Source organism: Ralstonia sp. Ralssp110 (assembly GCF_047325135.1).
Taxonomy (GTDB): domain Bacteria; phylum Pseudomonadota; class Gammaproteobacteria; order Burkholderiales; family Burkholderiaceae; genus Ralstonia; species Ralstonia mojiangensis.
The window spans coordinates 243,156-262,072 of record NZ_CP168610.1 but is presented as its reverse complement, the minus strand read 5'-3'; the positions used below and the strand labels follow the sequence as shown (position 1 = coordinate 262,072).

Here is an 18,917-nt window from a genome sequence, read left to right as displayed (position 1 = left end):
GCCAGCCGATTCGCGCAGATTAAGGTAGCCTCTAGCGCAATATTGTTTCCGCAAGTGCGCAAATATGGATCGACTCTCTGACGTGATGATCTTCGTGCAGGTGGTGGAGCGCGGTAGCTTGTCGGCGGCGGCAGATGCGATGGGCATGTCGCGCGGTGTGATCAGCAAGGCGCTGGCGCGGCTGGAGGCTCGGCTTCAGACACGTCTGCTGCAACGGACAACGCGGCGCCTGTCGCTCACCGAAGCGGGCGCGGCGTTCTTCGAGAAAAGCCGCGAGGGTCTGGCGCTCGTCGATGCAGCGGAGCAGGCCGTGAGCGCCTTGCGCGATGAGGCGCGCGGCACGTTGCGCGTGTCGGCGCCAGCTTCGTTTGCGGTGACATTGCTGGCGCCGCTGTTGGGCGCATTCCAGGCGCGCTACCCCGCCGTGCAGATCGATCTGGACATGAACGATCGCTACGCGGATCTTGTCGCCGGGCGCATCGACGTGGCGATCCGCATCGGCATGCTGGAGGATTCTTCGCTGGTGGCGCGGCGACTGGCGAGTTGCGCGCACGCCATCTACGGCGCGCCGTCGTATTTTCGCGAGCGGGGGATTCCGCAATCGCCGGAGGATTTGCGCAATCACAACTGCCTCGTCTACGCCAATTACGACGGACCGCACGACTGGGTGCTGACGGACGCAGCCGGCCAGCGCCACATCGCTCATGTAAATGGCTCGATGCTGGCCAACAACAGCCTTGTGCTGCGCGAGGCAGCGCGTTCAGGGCTAGGCGTGTCGCTGGGGCCGGCGTATCTCGTGCGCGACGATATTGCCGCCGGCCGGCTGCAGGCGGTGCTGACGAACTACGCGGCGCGCGAGGTGCCGTTGCACGCCGTCTTCACCCAGCGCGTGCATCTGCTGCCGAAGGTACGGGCGTTTGTCGATTTCCTGAGTGACCATATCCGCAGCAGCGGCGTGATGGGTCCATTGCCGCCGTCCGCTTAAGCCTGCTCGCGGCATTTCTCCAGCACGTCGAGCAGCGCCTGGCCGTAGCGGTCCAGTTTTGCCATGCCAATGCCCGGCAGCTCGCCGAGCGCCTCGCGCGAATCCGGATCGGTCTCGGCAATGCGCGCGAGTGTGGCGTCGTGAAAAATCACATATGCGGGCACGCTGTGCTCACGCGCGGCCTGCGTACGCCAGGCCCGCAACGCCTGCCAACGCACCTGCGCCTCGGCGGAAAGCTCAGCGGCCGGATCGGCGCGACGCTCCTTCTTCGTCGACGATGACGACGCGCCGCGCACCTTCTCGGCCTGACGGCGCAGGATCACCGACTGCGCGCCCTTGAGCACGGGGCGCGCGGCGTCGGTCAGGATGAGCGCGCCGTGGCCGCCGTGATCCACTGCAAACAAACCCTGCGCGACCAGCTGTCGGAACACGCCGCGCCACGCGGCTTCTGACAAATCGCTGCCGATGCCGAAGGTGGAGAGCGTCTCGTGGTGCCACTGTTTGATGCGCTCGGTCGCGTTGCCGCGCAGGATATCGATGAGCTGGCCAGCGCCAAAGCTCACGCGACTGGCCTGCTGCACGCGGTATGCGCAGGACAGCGCCATCTGCGCCTCACGCGTGGCGTCCCAGGTTTGCGGCGGAGTCAGGCACGTATCGCAGTTGCCGCACGGCTGGCTGCTTTCACCAAAGTACGCGAGCAGCGCCACACGGCGGCAGCTTGCGGCTTCGCACAGGCCGAGCAGCGCTTCGAGCTTGGCGGTTGATACGCGCTTGTGCGCATCGTCCGCGTCGGACTCGTCGATCATGCGGCGCTGCTGCACGACGTCGGCCAGGCCATATGCCATCCACGCGTTGGCCGGCATGCCGTCGCGGCCAGCGCGACCGGTTTCCTGGTAATAGCCTTCCAGACTCTTGGGCAAATCCAGATGCGCAACGAAACGCACGTCGGGCTTGTCGATGCCCATGCCAAAGGCGATGGTCGCCACCATCACGACGCCCTCCTCCTTGCGGAAGATCGCCTGATGGCGGGCACGCACTTCGGAGTCCATCCCGGCGTGATACGGCAGCGCGCGGATGCCCTGCTCGGCCAGCCACTGCGCGGTCTCTTCCACCTTCTTGCGCGACAGGCAGTAGACGATGCCGGCGTCGCAGGTGTCACCGTCCATGTGTTCGGCGCGGATGAAGCGCAGCAGTTGCTGACGCGCGCTGTCCTTCTCGACGATGGTGTAGCGGATGTTCGGGCGGTCGAAGCTGGAGAGGAAGACGCGCGCGTCCGTCAACGCCAGCCGTTCAACGATCTCGTCGCGCGTGACGGCGTCGGCCGTGGCGGTGAGCGCAATGCGCGGCACGTGCGGGAAACGCTCGTGCAGCACGGAAAGCTGGATGTACTCCGGCCGGAAATCGTGCCCCCACTGCGACACGCAGTGCGCTTCGTCGATGGCGAACAGGCCGATGCGCGATCGCTCGAGCAAGTCGAGGAAGCGCGGCGTCATCAACCGCTCGGGCGCGACGTAGACGAGATCCAGCCGCCCCGCAGCCAGGTCTCGCTCGACCTGCGCGGCCTCGGCGCCCGTCAGCGCGGAGTTGAGGTACGCGGCGCGCACGCCAGCCTCTTCCAGCGCGGCCACCTGATCCTGCATCAGCGCAATCAGCGGCGACACGACAATGCCGGCGCCCTGCCCGCGCCGATGCCGCACGAGCGCCGGAATCTGGTAGCAGAGGGATTTGCCGCCGCCGGTGGGCATCAGCACGAGGCAATCGCCGCCGTCTGCCACATGGGTGACGATCTCCGCCTGCGGGCCGCGGAAGGCGCTGTAGCCGAACACATCGTGCAGCACCGCATGCGTGGCGGCGGCGGTGTCTTCGGGCAGCGCCTGCAGCGCGTGGTCTATGGCGGGGGAGTCGTACATCGGGGCGGCGGGTGCGCGCGGTGTCACGCGCGGGCTGGGCGAAACCGCTATTGTGACAAACCCCGCCGACGGGTGGTCAATCAGGACAGTCGGATTGTCGGAAACGCCGCGATCAGACCTTGCGCGCAACGATGCGATGGATCGTCCGCCCCGACGACTGACTGACAGCCGCTTCGTCGAAAACCAGCTCGGTGCCAGCCAGCGCCTCGCGCACGGGCGCCGCATCGAACGACGTGAACAACCGGCCGCGCCCATCGCGCTGATCGGCCTCAGGCGTGACGCGCCAGCTCAGGTACAGCGTGCCCTCCGGGCGGAGCAACGACACCAGGCGCTCCACCGCCGCACCAATCTGCTCGGGCGGCAAATGCATGATGACGGTCTCGCAGATGACGTTGTCGAACGCGCCTTCAGCAATACCGACCAATTCAGGCAAGAGCGCTTGCCGGAACGACAGCCCCGGATATTGCTCGCGTGCCGCTTCCAGCAGCGCGGCAGACGCGTCGTAACCGACCGCCGGATAACCGTTGGCATTGAGCCACGCCACCTCGCGCCCTGCGCCGCAGCCGATGTCGGCGGTGGCACCGCCTGCCTTGAACTCGCGGCGCAGCAGCGCGTACAGGTCTTCAGGCGCCGGCTGGTCGCGCCACTCCTGCGCGAAGGTTTCGGCGAGCGCGTCGTAGGCGGCAACGGTCTGCGTGTCCATGGAGATCCTATTTCATTGTGAAACTGCGTAGCAGCGTCAGATCGCCGGCCTTGCGCATCGGCACGACAAACGTCTGCTGGCGCTCGGATGGCGTGTTCTCGTCGGTGATGATGGTGACGGTGGCGGTCGTGATCGCGCTGCGGTCATTGCCGCTGCCGTAGTAATTCACATAGACGAGATACGTGCCGGGCACGGGGGCCGGGTTCGAATAGATTTCCGGACCATAGCCGGTGGTGACGTCCACGTCGAGCGCGCCGCCGTTTTCGACCACGCGGTTGCCGTACCAGGCGTGCTGTCCGTCGGGCGAAATGACATGCAGGTCGAGATCGGTGCCGTCGGTGTCCCACGACAGGACCACGCGCAAACGCGGACGCTGCTTGCCGGTGTAGCTGTCGTAGAACTGCACGCGCTTGGCGTCACCGCGCGCGCTGCGCACCTCGACGCTGTTGCTGCCCGCGCCAAATGCGTACGGGCGCGAGAACGTGCCGTCGGCCTCGATACGCTGCGGCATGGCCACGCCGTTGACGATCAGCGTGCCCACCGACGAGCCATCGGCGCCACGGCGGCGGCGCGGCTTGTTTTCTTCCGTTGCTGCGGCAGCCTTCGGCTGATTGCGGATGCGCCCGGCAATCATCGCCGCAATGCCCTGCCCTTGCGGCGTCGACACCGACACCGCCGGGTAATGCACGTCCTGCGTGTAGCGGGATTCGTCGCCAGCCGAATTGCGCCAGCCGTTGAGCGGCGCGGTGATCTCGATATTCCCGGCGTCGGTTTGCGCAAGCACGCCGCCAGCGGCCGCAAACGTGGCCAGTGCAATGGCAGCGGCGAGACGGAAAGTGGAAGGCATCATGTGCGTCACGTCAGAAGCGGATCGATTTCATCAGCGCCAGCTCGCCGATCTTGCGCAGCGGCACGCTGACGAACTCGCGCCGCTCGTTGGGCGTGTTCTCGTTATAGATCAGCGTCAGTTGCGCGGTGATGAGATCGCGGTCGTGCGCCTTTTCGTCGAAGTTGTAGCCGCCGGCATTGAAGTTGCCCCAGTAGTTCACGTAGAACAGCCACACGCCAGGACGCGGCGCGGCGGTCGAGAAGATCTCCGGGCCGGCGCCGTCGACGCTGTCCACGTCGAGCCCGCCGCCGTCAGACAGCAGCGGCTGCGCCCAGAACGCATGATCGCCAATCGGCGAAATGACATGCATGTCGACCTCGGCGCGCGGGTCGTCCCACGTGAGGATGGCGCGCAGCTTGGCCGACGTCTTGGTGGTGTCGGCCTCGTAGAACTGCAGGCGTTGGCGCGACTGGCCGTCGGCGCTGACGATTTCGACGCTGTTCGAGCCCGGGCCGAACGCCCAAGGGCGCGCGAAGCGCCCTTCGCCATCGCCATACAGCGGCATCGCGTTGCCATTGACGACGAGCACCGGCGGGCGGCGCTGCTTGCCGGCCGCGCGAATGCGTCCGGCGATGAGCGTGCGGTACTTTTGCGCGCCGCGGTCCACGGGCGGTTTTGGATACGCCGCGGTGTATTGCTCCAGCTCGTTGGTCAGCTTGCTGTTGCGCCAGCCGCCGATCGGCCCTTCCAGATCGGCCACCGGCTCAGCCAGCGCCGAAGCGGCCAGCAGCAGCGCAACGGTGCCCAGCGCCAAGCGCGTCATCCCACTCTTCACAGCAAACCCTCCCCTCGGATCAGGCGACGCGCCATCGCCTCGACAAACTGTTCGTCCTGCCCGCGCGGGTGCCGCGCAAAAGCGAGGTGCAGATATTCGTGCGTCAGCGCGATGCGGTCTTCTTCGGTGGCAAGCCGGTGCACGTAGAGCCGGTTTCGGCGCGCGTCTGCGTAGGGCCGACCTTCGTGCACGACGCACACGGCGGGCAGCGGCGGTGTCTCGTAACCGGGCTCGGCAGCTAGGCGCGCCGACCAACCCGGCGCGCGCGCCTGCAGCCACTGCTGCGCACCCGCCACCGGAGAGCAATCCCCCGCCACCGGGCTCTGGAACGACGTAAGCGTCGCCTGCGGCCACCACTGCGCGAGGATGGCGTCGAACCCCTGGCCACGTTGAGCAGCGGCACGCGCCGCGGTCCAGCTCATCTGGCCGCGCGCGCTGATGGTGCCGTGGTACTGCACGGACTGACCGCTCAGCACCAGCGCGTCGGTAAATTCGGCTGCGTTGCGCGCAGCGGCCAGCGGCGGGCGCGGCAGCACGCGCTGCGTGCGCGAGCTGTCGGCGATGCGGTAGCAGCCTTTGTCACGCGAGGCGTGCTGCACGAGATAGCTGCGCGCCGCCACGGCCAACGCACGCGCGGCCTGCGGCTCGGCGAGTTCCCCTTCGCGCTCGACCACGCGCGCCACGTAGTCGTTCATGCCCAGGCGGCCGGTGATGACGGGCACGTTGTTCTGGCGCGCGAGCGTCAACTCGCCCCGGCTCTCGATCGGCAGCGTGTTGCCATTGACGAAGCGCACGGCGTAGCGGCCTTCCAGGCGACCGGCGGCGACCGGCTTGCCGCTGGCGTCGCGCACCTCGCGAATCGGATAGCGCGCAAAGAAGTCCACCACGACACAGGCATCGTCGTCGGGCACGGGCGTCTGTTCGATCAGCGGCGTAAGGCGCGGTGCGGCAGCGGCCAGCACTTGGTTGCTCGACCCGGCACCGCCGAGCCAGACGGGCGTGCCGTCGGCTAGCCAGCCCGCTGCCCCGCCGATCGACGCGCCGGGCCGCTGCGGGTCGGGCATCGTCCACGTCTTGGCGCGCAGCAGGCCGCCGAAGTCCGACACCGTGCCCTCGCCACGCCCGACGGTCAGCACGGAGACGAGCGTTTGCGCGGCAGTTTCGCGCCCATCGGCCGGGACGGTGCGCAACGCGGTGAGCAGATCGGCGACCGGCACGCGATGCGTCGGTTGCATGGCGCGCAGATCGCGCAACCATGCGGGTGATCCTGCATGCTGCCAGAAGCGGCGCCAATCCGCGCGGTCCAGCCCGAGACGCGCCGGTTCGAAATAGCGTCCGCACGACTGGATGAGCGCGCGCTCGCGGTCGATGCTGTTGCCGGCGGTGCAGCAGTAGACCTCTTCGGCGTCGTTGCCGTGGCACGTGTAGTCGGGCGTGCTGATGCGGCGCGAGACGAGGTAGCTGTAGACGAAGAGCTTCCAGACGCTGCCGAGCGGTGTTTCGGCGTCGCGCGGCAAGGCGGTGGCTTGCGGCATACCGCCGGCCGGGTCAGCGCCGAATTGCCAGAGCTTGGCTTCGTCGCCTTGCAAAGCGGCATATCGCAGCTGCGGAACGGGCTGGCCAACCGGCGCGGCGATGGCGTGCCCAGCCTGCCCGGCAAGCACGCAGGCGCCGGCAGCCCAGAACAGGCCGGTCAGCACACCACGCGCGAGCAGGCGGGAAGGCATCGCCAGATCACTCCACCTTGAACGGATAGCTGGCCGTCTTGCCGTCGCCCTGGAACGCCTTGGCTTCCGGCTGGTACATGCGGAAGTAGCGCACCGGCGGCAACGCAAAGCGGCCCGGTAGCGAGAAGCGCACCAGCTGGCGCAGCACGGTCGGGCGCTCCAGCGCGGGCACCGGCTGGTTGTACGAGAGCTGGCCCATTTCGTACGCGGCCTTGCGCTCGAACGCCTGCGCGCCGTTGCCTTCGTTCGGCTCGCCCTTCAGGCCGTCGATCTGGATGCCCCACGTGGTGGCTTCCACTTCGGCGCCCGGCGGCAGTGGCACTTCGACCAGGCCGTAGCGGTACGTGCCCTGGCGTGGAGTCAGCACCACCTCGTCGACGTAGAGTGCATTGCTGTCGAGCGTGTCGCCCGGCTTGACCGGCTTGGCGGTAAAGGCGATGCCGCTGCTGGTAGCGTCGGCCGCCGGCTGCTTGGGCGCCTTCGGATCGGCCTTGGCGGGCGCGCTGTCGATCGGCTCCAGACGGTACAGCTTGCGCTCCACCGTGATCGGCAGCTTGGAGGCCTCGGCCGCGCGGCTGCGGTACGACACGATGGCCGATTGCGTGGTCACGTCGGTCGGAGCCGCCGTCAGGTCCAACGCGGCGGGCACTTGCGCGCCGGTCCAGCGCCACGTCGGCACACCGACCGGAGAGCGCGTCGCCTGCCAGCCACCAGCCGCAACAGCCGGTTGGATGGCCGCAACGCTGGCGCCTTGCAGGCCGCCCAGACCTTTCTGCAGCCAGACCAGCGCCACAGCGCGATCCATCGTCGGCATGGCAGCGCTGGCGCGGGCCAGCAGCGGGCCCGGATCGGCAGCCGAGCGCCCGCCGCCCATCAGCAGGAGGCTTTGCACCAGCGGCGAGGTGTCGGCGGCCAGCGCATTGCGGGCAGCAATGTCAGCAGAGACCAGCGCTTCCGGCACCGGCTGGCCGACTTGGCGCATCAGTTGTGCCGTCAGCACCGTCGCCACCTGGCGGCCGCGCGGCGAATCCGGCGCCACGAAGATCAGGCTGTCACCCGCTGCAGGATCGGCATCGGCCGGGGCCTTGGCCGCCTTGCCGCCACTGGGCGCAAGCTCGTTCGCCACGCCCGACAGAGGTGTTGCCACCGGCAGGCCCATCTCGTTGGCAAACCACAGCGCCAGCGCGCGGTGCAGCAGCGGCTCGTTCTGGCTGGTGCGCTTGTAGGCTTCGAGCACCTGCTTCCAGTTGTCTGCCGGCAGGCTGATGCCGACCGAGCGGCTGGCGAGCCAATCCGCGTAATACGCATACGACGTGATCAGCGCGCTGCTGGTGGTCAGCTCGCCCCACCAGCCGAAGGTGCCGTTGGTGCCGGCCAGCAGTGCCAGACGCTGGCGTTGCGTGCGCAGCAGCGCGTCGACGCCTTGCGTGCCGGCCGGGCCGCCGTCGCCCAGTCGCGTGCCGGTGGCCGCGAGACTTTGCTGAGCAATTGCCAGCGGGATCAGGCGGCTGGCGGTCTGTTCGGCGCAACCATACGGATATTCGATCAGGTCATCCGCCACGCGGGCGAACTGGCTGGCTGTGTTGCCGACCACGCGCAGGCGCACGTCGCGCGCATCGGCCGGCAGGCCAAGCGGCAGGCGCGTGCCCTGCAACTGCGTGAGCGGGACGACGTTTTCACGGTCGGCCAGCCAGCCCGTTGCGTCCAGCTTGAGCGTGGTTTGCAGACGGTCCGAAACCTTGTCGTCCTGCTTCAGCTCGGCATTCACGACACCCGCCTGCAGCGCCGTGACGGGTGCGCGCAGGTAGTTGGCGCCACGCTTGAGCGTCACGCGCTGGTTGATGTTCAGGCCAGCGCCCGAGACGATCCAGTCGGCGGTGATGTCCTTGTCGGTCTGATTGAAGGCCACCATGTCCAGGCGCGGCTGATCGCTTTCGCGGAAGCGCTGCGGGCCCGTCCATTTCAGGTACAGCGGCTTGTCGGAGCGGATGCTCGCCGTGCGCTGGCCAACGATGCCGTCCGATGCACCGGTGGTCGACACGGCGCGCACGGTGATGCGCCAGCGCGCCAGCGAATCCGGCATCTTGAAGGTCATGCGCGCACGGCCATCGGCGCCGGTCTGCAGATTGGCGACCCAGGCTGCGGTGTCCTTCTCATCGCGGCGCGGGCGTTCGAGTACCTTCACGCCGCGCTCGTTGTGACGGCCATACGTGCCGCCTGGCTTGCCCGGCAGCGAGGCGAGCGCAAGGTCGTAGCTGATGAAGCTCTGGCTCGATGTGGTGCGCACGCTGTTGCGGCGCGGGTGATAGAAGAAGTCGACGATGCTGGGCGCCACTTCTGGCTGCAGCACGTAGATCATTTCGTCGACCACCGAGACGGTCAGGTTGGCCGGCACGGGCTTGCCCGCCAGCGCGCTGGTCAGGTCCAGCGTAACGGTCTCGCCCGGAGCGTAGACGGCCTTGTCGGCATGCACGCCCAAGTCCAGCGTCGGTTGCGTGACGACGATGCCGGCGTTCTGGAACACCATGTCGCCGTCGCGCACGTACAGCACCGAGAACGTCATGTTGGGGGCGAACTCCGCGCCGATCTTGATGCGCGCGCGGTATTGCGACGGCGTGACCTTCTGCAGGCTCAGCCATTCGCCGCCGCGCGTGAGCAGCGCGTGGCGCTCGACCTTGTCGCGCTCCAGCGTGAGCAACGCATCGTCCACCGGCAGCGGGAATGTGATCAGCGCTTCAGCCGTGTCGCCAATCTGGTAGCGATCGCGGTCGAACACCATTTCGATATTGCCCGGCACGGTCTGCACGCCGTCGCCGGCCACCCAGTGGCTCGATGCGGCGAGCAGGTTGCCGGCCGCATCGCGCACCGACAGCGTGTACGAACCCGGCTGGTCAAACTTGACCGGGAACGTGGCATTGCCCTTGGCATCCGGCGCCAGCGTGCCTTCGGTGCGCGTGCGCGTTTCCAGGCGCACCAGATCCCACTTGGCGGGCGGCGCGCTGGCACCGCTTGCGCCACCGACAACCGGCATCGGCGTGAGCGTGAACGACACGTTCTGCCCCGGCGTGGTGAAGTTCGACGTGGTCGACAGCTTGTACGGCGTGGCGCCACGTGCGATCAGCAATTCGCGCGTGACCTTCACGCGGTACGCTGCGCCGTCGTTGGCAAACACGGTCACCACGTAGCGGCTCGGTTCCTTGGCGGCGGGCAGTTCCAGCTTGGCGTTGCCGTCGCCGTCGGTGGTCAGCTCCTGCTGCTTCAGCTTGACGGGAAACAGGCCCGCGTAGCGCAGCTCGCCCTCCACCATCGTCACCTGTTGCGCGCGCAGGCTGACCGACACCTTGCCGTTCTTGACCGGCTTGCCATCCGGATAGCGCAGGCTGATCTTGCCCTTGACCGCTTCGCCCGTGCCGTAGCTCGCCTTGTCCAGCGACAGGTTCACGTCAAAGTGCGGCTTGATGTATTCGGCTACGCGGAAGGCACCGCCGTATGTGCCGCCGTTGTAGTCGAAGCGCAGCGAGTAGCCGCCGGCCGGTGCGTTGGACGGCAGCGTAAAGCGCGCATCGGCGCCCGCCTCGCCCGTCAGGCGCGTGGTCGACGTGGCCACCGGCGCACCATTCGGGTCGAGCACTTGCAGCTTGATGTCCCCAGCCGCCGGCACGGTCGATTCGGTCGCGTTCTTGAAGTTGCGGCCGATGAACTTGACGCTCACCTCGTCGCCCGGGCGATACAGCGGGCGATCGGTAAAGGCATACAGCTTGGTGTTGTAGATCTCGCTGTCGTAATAGAAATTCTCGGAGATGAACACGCCGCCCGCGCGGTCGTTGCCGATCACGTAGCTGCGTTCGGGCGAGACGTGGCGCAGGTCGGCCGTGCCGTCGGCTTCGGTGGTACCGGAGGCGAGCACGCCTACGCCGTCGGTCCAGCTCACCGATGCGCCCGCAACAGGCTTGCCGCTCTTGCGCTCGGCCGTCCACACCATCATCCCCTGCGAAGTGCCCTTGGTGACGGCCACGGTGTCCGACACGAACAGCAGCGTGTGCGCACGGTACGCGCCAATCACAGCTTCAACGATGTACAAACCCGCCGGCAGCTTGCCAACCGGGATCATCACGTTGCCGGCGTTCTGCGGCATCCATTCGCTGCTGCTGCCTTCGAGCTTCACGTCCTTGGGCGGCGCGATCGGCTTGGCATCCCAGATCGGGTAGCGGAATCGGCCCAGCAGCTCGTAGCCCTTGAGCGGCGCGTACTGCGGGTTGTTCGAGAAGCGCGTGGGCGCGGTCATCTGGTCGCCCATGCTGAACTGCGGCGCGGTCTCCACGGCCTTGCTGCGTGTGGCGAACGACAACACGCGCTGCCAGGCACGGCGGGCTTGGCGCGTCCAGTTGTCCCACAGATAGGCGAGCGTGTTGGCCAGGCCTTCGCCCGTGTAGTTGGCCTTGACGTCGATGCGGTGCAGGTTCTTCTGCGCCTTCAGAAATTCCAGCGGCTGCGGCACGCGGTAGACGAGGATGTCTGCGCCGCCGTAGCGGGAGAGTTCGTCCTTGTATTCGCGCCCCGGGGCTTCGAGGCGGACCAGCGCTTCCTGATCGGTGCCGTAGCTCGCATCGGAGAGCAGGAAGAACGGCTGCCCCTTGATCGGCTCGTAGCCGCTGCCCGGCACGTCGAACAGTGTGGGGTTCGGCGCTTCCGGCGCGTCAGCCGCGTGCGCTGCGGGCACCGAAGCGACCAACGCCAGCGCCGTCACGCAGACGGCGGCAACGAGATTGAACGACAGCCAACGGTTGCGCATGAGTTTTTCTACCGTGTCAAAAAGGCCAGACGAAACACGCCGATGAAGTTGGGGTTGCCGCTCTGCGGCTGCCAGCGCGAGTCTTTCCATTGCATCAGTTCAGAAACCGGGACCGCGCGCAGGCCGTTGTCGGTGCGGGTGACGGTGCCGGTGTGGTAAGCGATGTAGCGATCCATCCAGATCATCAGATGCTGGTCGTCGCCTTGATCGAAGAAGAGCAGATCGCCCGGGAGTGCCTGGTTGACATCCTTGGCGATGAAGCGGCTGTTCTGCTGGATGAGCCCAAGCGCCGAGACATACGCCCCGGTGCTGCCATCGAAGCGCGTCCACCGCTGCGTGAGCGTGCGCTGGGCAGGCGTGAGATTCAGTTCGGGCGGCAGTTGTCGTGCGGATTCCGCGTCGCGCATGCCGTTGGCGCGCAGCCACCGGGCGTCGTGCGTGCGCAGCGCCTCGCCGGCGGCAAAGCGCACGAGGCCGGCACAGTCGCGATGTGTCCAGCGCGGGTTGGGGCCTTGGCGAAGCTGCTCGTTGACGATGCGGACGAACCACGCCCGGAACACGCTGGATTGGTCCGCAGTAAGGGCATCGGCATCCGCCGGAGCCGTGTCGGCCCAGCCCGACAGCGCATGTACAGACGGAGCGAGCAGGCAGGCGCTCGCCGCCGTCAACCAACGGCGGCGGTTCAACGCGGCGGCCTGGGTGCGCAACGTCATTGCTGCGTGCTGGTGTTGTCTTCGGAGGCGGCCGCCGCAGCCGCTGTGGTCGGCGCATTCGCCGCAGGGGCTTGCGCTGCCGTTGCGTCAGCCGGCGGCGGCGTTCCGTCTCCACCGGCAGGCAGACCGCGTCCGCTGGAGAGCCACGTCACCGGCACCCAACCGCGCGCCGACGGCACACCGCCATCCAACGCCAGCGATACCGGCGCATAGCGCGACAACGCCTTGAGCTTCGGAAACAGATGCGTCTGCGCGGCGTTCAAGAACACCGCTTCCTGGTCGGCCGGCAGCGCGGCACCGGCTTCGCGGCGGACGAGCGGCGCGAGCGATGCGGGCGTCATCGTCAGAACGATGCGATCGGTCTTGTCCTTCGGCAAGCTATCGGCCACGGCGGGGAAGCGCTTGGCGAGCACCGCCAGGGCGTCTTCGACGAGACGCGCGTCCGGCGAGAACACGACCACATCGCCCGCAATGGCCAGCGTGACCGGGAAGTAGCGATCGGCTGACAGTTGCGCCGCAAACGGTGCTCCCGCCGATTGCGCGGTACCGTAGCGCGCGCTGACCGGGCGCTGCCACAGCGTGGCATTGGCGGGCCCTTGCTTTGTCGTCACCGGCAGGCGCTTGTACGGACCGGACTTGTCGTCGGACTGCGCCTTGGTTTCATACGAACCGACGATCTGGCCAAACAGTGCTGCCATGGCCGGCTTGACCGCCTCGGCCTGCGACGCCGACGACAGCTTCGCCACGAACAACGGCGCCACCAGCGACGACTTGCCGTACCAGCATGCTGCCGCCGGCCCCGCAAATGCATCGCCGACATGCGCGGCGGCTTCGCTGATCTCCTTGGCGTCGCCGGCCACGGACTTCAACAGCGTGCCGGCGGCTTTCCAGTCGACCGGCAGCGTCGCGCACGCAGCAGGATCAGACGGCAGCGCACGCCACAGGCCGGCGTTGTCCCACTTGGCAGAAAGCCGGGTCGGGTCGATGAGCGCGGCGCTCTGCCAGCCGTTGCCCGCGCCGTCCTTGGCCGAACCGAAGTCGAAACGCAGCGCTTCAATGCCGGGGAAGTATTGCTGATAACCGAACGACAGATAGTTGGCGCTCACCACAACGTGATGGCCCGTCGGCTCCTGCGCGGGCAGCGCGTACGCCGTGCCTTGCACATTGCGCTTGCCAGCATCGTCGGAGAACAGGGCCGCCAGCGCGTTCGCCTGCTTGGAAATCGGCTTGCCGTCCTTGTCCAGCAGCATGCCCGGCTCGGACAGCGCGATCAGCCGGTCGCCCTTGCTGGCAATCAGGATCGAACGCGTGGCCGAAAGCCTGAGCGCATAGACCGGCGCGCCCGAATCGCCCAGCCCATCGGCGACCTTGCTGAGCTGCGCGTCGCTCGTCGCCACGGTGGCCACGGCTTCGAGCGCCTTGGCCAAGCCGTTGCGCTGCATCGAGAGCACCCAATAGCGCAGCTTGTCGTCCGGGCCACGCCACAGCATCACGCGGGCGGGCTCGTCAAACACGTGCTTGAGCACCGTCTCGGCCAGGTCGAGCTTCTGCTCGTACGCAAGGCGGCGCAGCGCACCGGCCACCGAGAGCCGGTCTTCGTTGCCTTCGTAATAAGCGACGAAATCTTCGGTCAACACGTCGCGCAGGAGCGGCACGCGCAGCACGTCACGCGGCAGTTGCGACAGGCTCTGGCTGTCGATCAGGGCATCGGGATATGTCAGGTCGAGCTGGACCTGGCGGGCGTGCAGCGCGCGCGTACGGCCAAACGGGTGCCAGACCATCTGCACCACCGCCGCGCCGGCAACGACCAGGGCGACCGCACCAACGGCGATCTGCTTGCGTGTGAGCTTCATGGAGGAATCGTCGGCAAGACTGGAGGGGCCGGCGACTTGCTGGAACCTGCTCCGCTGGAGGGCGCGCAGATTGTAAAAGTGCCGGTCTATAACCGCGAAATCATAGCGGTTGGCATGTTAAGGCGGGTTAACGTCTCAAGAAAATACGAATCGGGCGACGCCGGTGTTGTTTTTGATGTCTGCACACAGCGCTGGAGAAGAACGCGGGCAAAAAAAAGCCCGGCACATGGCCGGGCTTTGATGGTGTTGCTTGCGTTCGCTTACGCGTCGCCTTCTTGCTGGACGGCAGGCGTTTCGAAGATCGAAGCGGCTTCTTCTTCGGCAATCGCTGCAGCGCGGTCGCGGTCGGCCACTTCCTTCGCCTTGCGGGCGCGGTGGTAGGCCAGGCCGGTACCGGCCGGGATCAGACGGCCAACGATGACGTTTTCCTTCAGACCACGCAGGTCGTCGACCTTGCCCATGATGGCGGCTTCGGTCAACACGCGCGTGGTTTCCTGGAACGACGCCGCCGAGATGAAGCTGTCGGTCGACAACGATGCCTTCGTAATACCCAGCAGCAGGTTCTCGTAGGTCGCCGGACGCTTGCCCAGCGCGATCACCTTGTCGTTCTCGTCGAGCAGGTCCGAACGCTCCACCTGCTCACCCGGGATGAAGCGGGTGTCACCGGTATCGACGATCTGCACGCGGCGCAGCATCTGACGAACAATCACTTCGATGTGCTTGTCGTTGATCTTCACGCCCTGCAGACGGTACACGTCCTGCACTTCGTCGACGATGTAGGTCGCCAGTTCTTCCACGCCCTTCAGACGCAGGATGTCGTGCGGGTCGGCCGGGCCTTCAACGATCATTTCGCCCTTGTTGACCACTTGGCCGTCGTGCACCAGCACCTGCTTTTCCTTGGCGATCAGGAACTCGTGGGCATTGCCGTCGAGATCCGTAATCACCAGGCGCTGCTTGCCCTTGGTGTCCTTACCGAACGAAGTCGTACCGGTGACTTCCGCCAGCACGGCGGCGTCCTTCGGCGAACGGGCTTCGAACAGCTCGGCCACACGCGGCAGACCACCGGTAATGTCACGCGTCTTCTGCGATTCGGTCGGGATACGTGCGAGCACTTCACCCACGTGCACTTGCTGACCGTCCTTCACGGTGATCAGCGCGCCCACCTGGAAGCCGATGGTCACGGAGTGGTCCGTGCCCGGGATCTTCACTTCCGCGCCCGACGAGTCGAGCAGCTTCACCTGCGGACGGATGCCCTTCGTGGCAGCGGTACGACGCTTCGCATCGATGACAACCAGCGTCGACAGACCGGTCACTTCGTCCATCTGCTTGGCGACGGTCACGCCTTCTTCGACGTTCTCGAACTTGATGGTGCCCGAGTACTCCGAAATGATCGGACGCGTCAGCGGATCCCACGTGGCGAGCTGCGTGCCGGCCTTGATGGACTGACCATCCTTGACCAGCAGCGTCGCGCCATACACGATCTTGTGGCGCTCACGCTCACGGCCGTGGTCGTCGGTGATCAGCGCTTCGCCCGAACGCGAGATGACGATCTGCTCGCCCTTCGCGTTGGTGACGTAACGCATGGTCGCCGTGAAACGCACGGTACCGGTTGCCTTCGCTTCCACGCTCGATGCCACTGCCGCACGCGATGCCGCACCACCGATGTGGAACGTACGCATCGTCAGCTGCGTGCCCGGCTCACCGATCGACTGCGCAGCGATCACGCCCACAGCTTCGCCGGAGTTCACCAGCACACCGCGGCCGAGGTCGCGGCCGTAGCACTTGGCGCACAGGCCGTAACGCGTGTCGCAAGACAGCGGCGTGCGAACCTTCACTTCGTCCACGCCCAGCGCGTCGATCAGGTCCACCATGTCTTCGTCGAGCAGCGTGCCGGCTTCGATCGCGGTTTCCTGCGTTTCCGGGTTCACCACGTCGTTGACGACCACGCGGCCCAGGATACGGTCGCGCAGGGCTTCGATCACTTCACCGCCTTCGACCAGGGCCTTCATGGCCACGCCGTTGGAGGTGCCGCAATCGTCTTCCACCACCACCAGATCCTGCGTCACGTCGACCAGACGACGGGTCAGGTAACCCGAGTTCGCGGTCTTCAGTGCCGTATCAGCCAGACCCTTACGTGCACCGTGGGTCGAGATGAAGTACTGCAGAACGTTCAGGCCTTCGCGGAAGTTCGCGGTAATCGGCGTCTCAATAATCGAGCCGTCCGGCTTGGCCATCAGGCCACGCATACCGGCGAGCTGACGGATCTGCGCTGCGGAACCCCGTGCGCCCGAGTCGGCCATCATGTAGATGGAGTTGAACGACTCTTGCTTGACGGTGTTGCCGTTGCGGTCGACCACGTCTTCGGTCTGGAGCTGCTCCATCATCGCCTTGCCCACCTGGTCGCCGGCGGCGCCCCAGATGTCCACGACGTTGTTGTAACGCTCCTGGTCCGTCACCAGACCCGACATGTACTGCTTGTCGTATTCCTTCACCTTGGCGGCGGCCTCGGAGATGATCTTCTCCTTGGCCGGCGGCACCAGCATGTCGTCGATGGCGATCGAGATACCAGCGCGCGTTGCCAGGCGGAAGCCCGACTGCAGCAGCTTGTCAGCGAAGATCACGGTTTCGCGCAGACCGCACTTGCGGAACGCCGTGTTGATCAGGCGCGAGATTTCCTTCTTCTTCAGCGGCTTGTTCAGCACCGAGAACGGCAGACCCTTGGGCAGGATCTCCGACAGGATCGCGCGGCCGACCGTGGTCGATTGCAGCGTGATCTTCGGTGCGAAACGGGCGTCGCCGTCGGCTTCCGGGTTCACCAGCTCATACTCGGTGATACGCACGTTCACGCGGGAAGCCAGTTCGACTTCCTTGTTCTCATAGGCGCGGATCACTTCCGAGATGTCGGCGAACGTCATGCCTTCACCGCGGCCGTTGATCTTGTCGCGGGTCGTGTAGTACAGACCCAGCACCACGTCTTGCGACGGCACGATCGACGGATCGCCGTTGGCCGGGAACAGCACGTTGTTCGACGCCAGCATCAGCGTGCGCGCTTCCATCTGCGCTTCGAGCGACAGCGGAACGTGAACAGCCATCTGGTCACCGTCGAAGTCGGCGTTGAACGCCGCGCAGACGAGCGGATGCAGCTGAATCGCCTTGCCTTCGATCAGCACCGGCTCGAACGCCTGGATACCCAGACGGTGCAGCGTCGGTGCACGGTTCAGCATCACCGGGTGCTCGCGGATCACCTCTTCGAGGATGTCCCACACCACCGGCGTCTGGCTTTCCACTTCCTTCTTCGCCGCCTTGATCGTGGTGGCGATGCCCATCGTTTCCAGCTTGTGGAAGATGAACGGCTTGAACAGCTCGAGCGCCATCAGCTTGGGCAGGCCGCACTGGTGCAGCTTCAGCGTCGGGCCCACCACGATGACCGAACGGCCCGAGTAGTCCACGCGCTTGCCCAGCAGGTTCTGACGGAAACGACCGCCCTTACCCTTGATCATTTCAGCCAGCGACTTCAGCGGACGCTTGTTGGCACCGGTCATCGCCTTGCCGCGACGGCCGTTGTCCAGCAGCGAATCCACTGCTTCCTGCAGCATGCGCTTTTCGTTGCGCACGATGATCTCCGGCGCCTTCAGCTCAAGCAGACGCTTCAGACGGTTGTTCCGGTTGATCACGCGGCGATACAGGTCGTTCAGGTCCGACGTGGCGAAACGGCCGCCGTCCAGCGGCACCAGCGGACGCAGCTCGGGCGGCAGCACCGGCAACACTTCGAGGATCATCCAGTCGGGCTTGATGCCCGAACGCTGGAATGCCTCGAGCACCTTCAGGCGCTTGGCGAACTTCTTGATCTTGGCTTCCGAGCCCGTAGCTTGCAGCTCGGCGCGGATCGTCTCGATCTGCTTCTCGATGTCGATACCGCGCAGCAGCTCGCGAATGCCCTCGGCGCCCATCATGGCGACGAATTCGCCTTCGCCGTACTCGTCGCACTTGGCCAGGTAGTCGTCTTCCGACATGATCTGGCTCTTCTTGAGCGCGGTCATGCCCGGCTCAACCACGACGAATGCTTCGAAGTACAGCACGCGCTCGATGTCACGCAGCGTCATGTCGAGCACCATGCCCAGACGCGACGGCAGCGACTTCAGGAACCAGATGTGCGCGGTCGGCGCAGCCAGTTCGATGTGGCCCATGCGCTCGCGGCGCACCTTGGCCAGCGTCACTTCAACGCCGCACTTCTCGCAGATCACGCCACGGTGCTTCAGGCGCTTGTACTTGCCGCACAGGCACTCGTAGTCCTTGATCGGGCCGAAGATCTTGGCGCAGAACAGACCGTCACGCTCGGGCTTGAACGTACGGTAGTTGATGGTCTCGGGCTTCTTGACTTCGCCGAACGACCACGAACGGATTTTCTCAGGCGACGCGAGGCCGATCTTGATCGCGTCAAACTGCTCTTCTTGCTGTACCTGACGGAATAGGTCGAGCAATGCTTTCATTCCAAACTCCTTGAGTTTGAGGCTGGCGTCTTGGTGTGACCCAAAGGCGCCGACCCTAAATCTTCGTCAATGGCTGCTGT

General features: G+C 66.1%; 10 protein-coding genes. 1 reads left to right on the top strand and 9 read right to left on the bottom strand.

The window, feature by feature from the left end:
• Nucleotides 1-64 precede the first annotated feature (64 nt).
• Nucleotides 65-985, top strand: coding sequence for a LysR family transcriptional regulator (locus ACEN9T_RS09875; protein ID WP_413707652.1), 921 nt, complete (start codon nt 65-67; stop codon nt 983-985).
• Here the strand turns inward: ACEN9T_RS09875 and recQ are convergent.
• From recQ to rpoC, 9 genes are all read right to left on the bottom strand, one after another.
• A complete protein-coding gene (gene recQ, locus ACEN9T_RS09870; RefSeq protein WP_092975836.1) occupies nt 982-2,895 on the bottom strand; it encodes a DNA helicase RecQ in 1,914 nt (637 codons plus the stop codon). The two genes, ACEN9T_RS09875 and recQ, sit on opposite strands and share 4 nt — an antisense overlap.
• Before the next feature lie 112 nt (nt 2,896-3,007).
• A complete protein-coding gene (locus tag ACEN9T_RS09865) occupies nt 3,008-3,598 on the bottom strand; it encodes a class I SAM-dependent methyltransferase (RefSeq protein ID WP_413707651.1) in 591 nt (196 codons plus the stop codon).
• 7 nt (nt 3,599-3,605) lie between these two features.
• Nucleotides 3,606-4,448: a YfaP family protein gene (locus tag ACEN9T_RS09860; RefSeq protein ID WP_413707650.1), complete on the bottom strand. Its 843-nt coding sequence runs from the start codon at nt 4,446-4,448 to the stop codon at nt 3,606-3,608.
• A 10-nt stretch (nt 4,449-4,458) separates the two neighbouring features.
• On the bottom strand, nt 4,459-5,250 hold the full coding sequence (locus ACEN9T_RS09855; protein ID WP_413707649.1) for a YfaP family protein: 792 nt from the start codon (nt 5,248-5,250) through the stop codon (nt 4,459-4,461).
• An 8-nt stretch (nt 5,251-5,258) separates the two neighbouring features.
• The gene (locus ACEN9T_RS09850) at nt 5,259-6,989 is read right to left on the bottom strand and encodes a YfaQ family protein (protein WP_413707648.1); all 1,731 of its coding nucleotides are present in this window, start codon (nt 6,987-6,989) and stop codon (nt 5,259-5,261) included.
• A 7-nt stretch (nt 6,990-6,996) separates the two neighbouring features.
• Nucleotides 6,997-11,781, bottom strand: coding sequence for an alpha-2-macroglobulin family protein (locus tag ACEN9T_RS09845; protein ID WP_413707647.1), 4,785 nt, complete (start codon nt 11,779-11,781; stop codon nt 6,997-6,999).
• 8 nt (nt 11,782-11,789) lie between these two features.
• A complete protein-coding gene (locus tag ACEN9T_RS09840) occupies nt 11,790-12,494 on the bottom strand; it encodes a DUF1175 domain-containing protein (protein WP_413707646.1) in 705 nt (234 codons plus the stop codon).
• Nucleotides 12,491-14,347, bottom strand: a complete 1,857-nt coding sequence (locus ACEN9T_RS09835) for a DUF2138 domain-containing protein (RefSeq protein ID WP_413707645.1) — start codon at nt 14,345-14,347, stop codon at nt 12,491-12,493. Before ACEN9T_RS09835 ends, ACEN9T_RS09840 begins: the two co-directional genes overlap by 4 nt.
• Before the next feature lie 260 nt (nt 14,348-14,607).
• Entirely contained in the window at nt 14,608-18,837 is a 4,230-nt protein-coding gene (rpoC, locus tag ACEN9T_RS09830) for a DNA-directed RNA polymerase subunit beta' (protein WP_413707644.1), read from the bottom strand.
• Between the last annotated feature and the right edge of the window lie 80 nt (nt 18,838-18,917).

Coding starts and splice junctions, on each gene's coding strand:
- ACEN9T_RS09875 (WP_413707652.1), top strand. CDS start 65: ATGGATCGACTCTCTGACGTGATGATCTTCGTGCAGGTGGTGGAGCGC.
- recQ (WP_092975836.1), bottom strand. CDS start 2,895: ATGTACGACTCCCCCGCCATAGACCACGCGCTGCAGGCGCTGCCCGAA.
- ACEN9T_RS09865 (WP_413707651.1), bottom strand. CDS start 3,598: ATGGACACGCAGACCGTTGCCGCCTACGACGCGCTCGCCGAAACCTTC.
- ACEN9T_RS09860 (WP_413707650.1), bottom strand. CDS start 4,448: ATGATGCCTTCCACTTTCCGTCTCGCCGCTGCCATTGCACTGGCCACG.
- ACEN9T_RS09855 (WP_413707649.1), bottom strand. CDS start 5,250: ATGACGCGCTTGGCGCTGGGCACCGTTGCGCTGCTGCTGGCCGCTTCG.
- ACEN9T_RS09850 (WP_413707648.1), bottom strand. CDS start 6,989: ATGCCTTCCCGCCTGCTCGCGCGTGGTGTGCTGACCGGCCTGTTCTGG.
- ACEN9T_RS09845 (WP_413707647.1), bottom strand. CDS start 11,781: ATGCGCAACCGTTGGCTGTCGTTCAATCTCGTTGCCGCCGTCTGCGTG.
- ACEN9T_RS09840 (WP_413707646.1), bottom strand. CDS start 12,494: ATGACGTTGCGCACCCAGGCCGCCGCGTTGAACCGCCGCCGTTGGTTG.
- ACEN9T_RS09835 (WP_413707645.1), bottom strand. CDS start 14,347: ATGAAGCTCACACGCAAGCAGATCGCCGTTGGTGCGGTCGCCCTGGTC.
- rpoC (WP_413707644.1), bottom strand. CDS start 18,837: ATGAAAGCATTGCTCGACCTATTCCGTCAGGTACAGCAAGAAGAGCAG.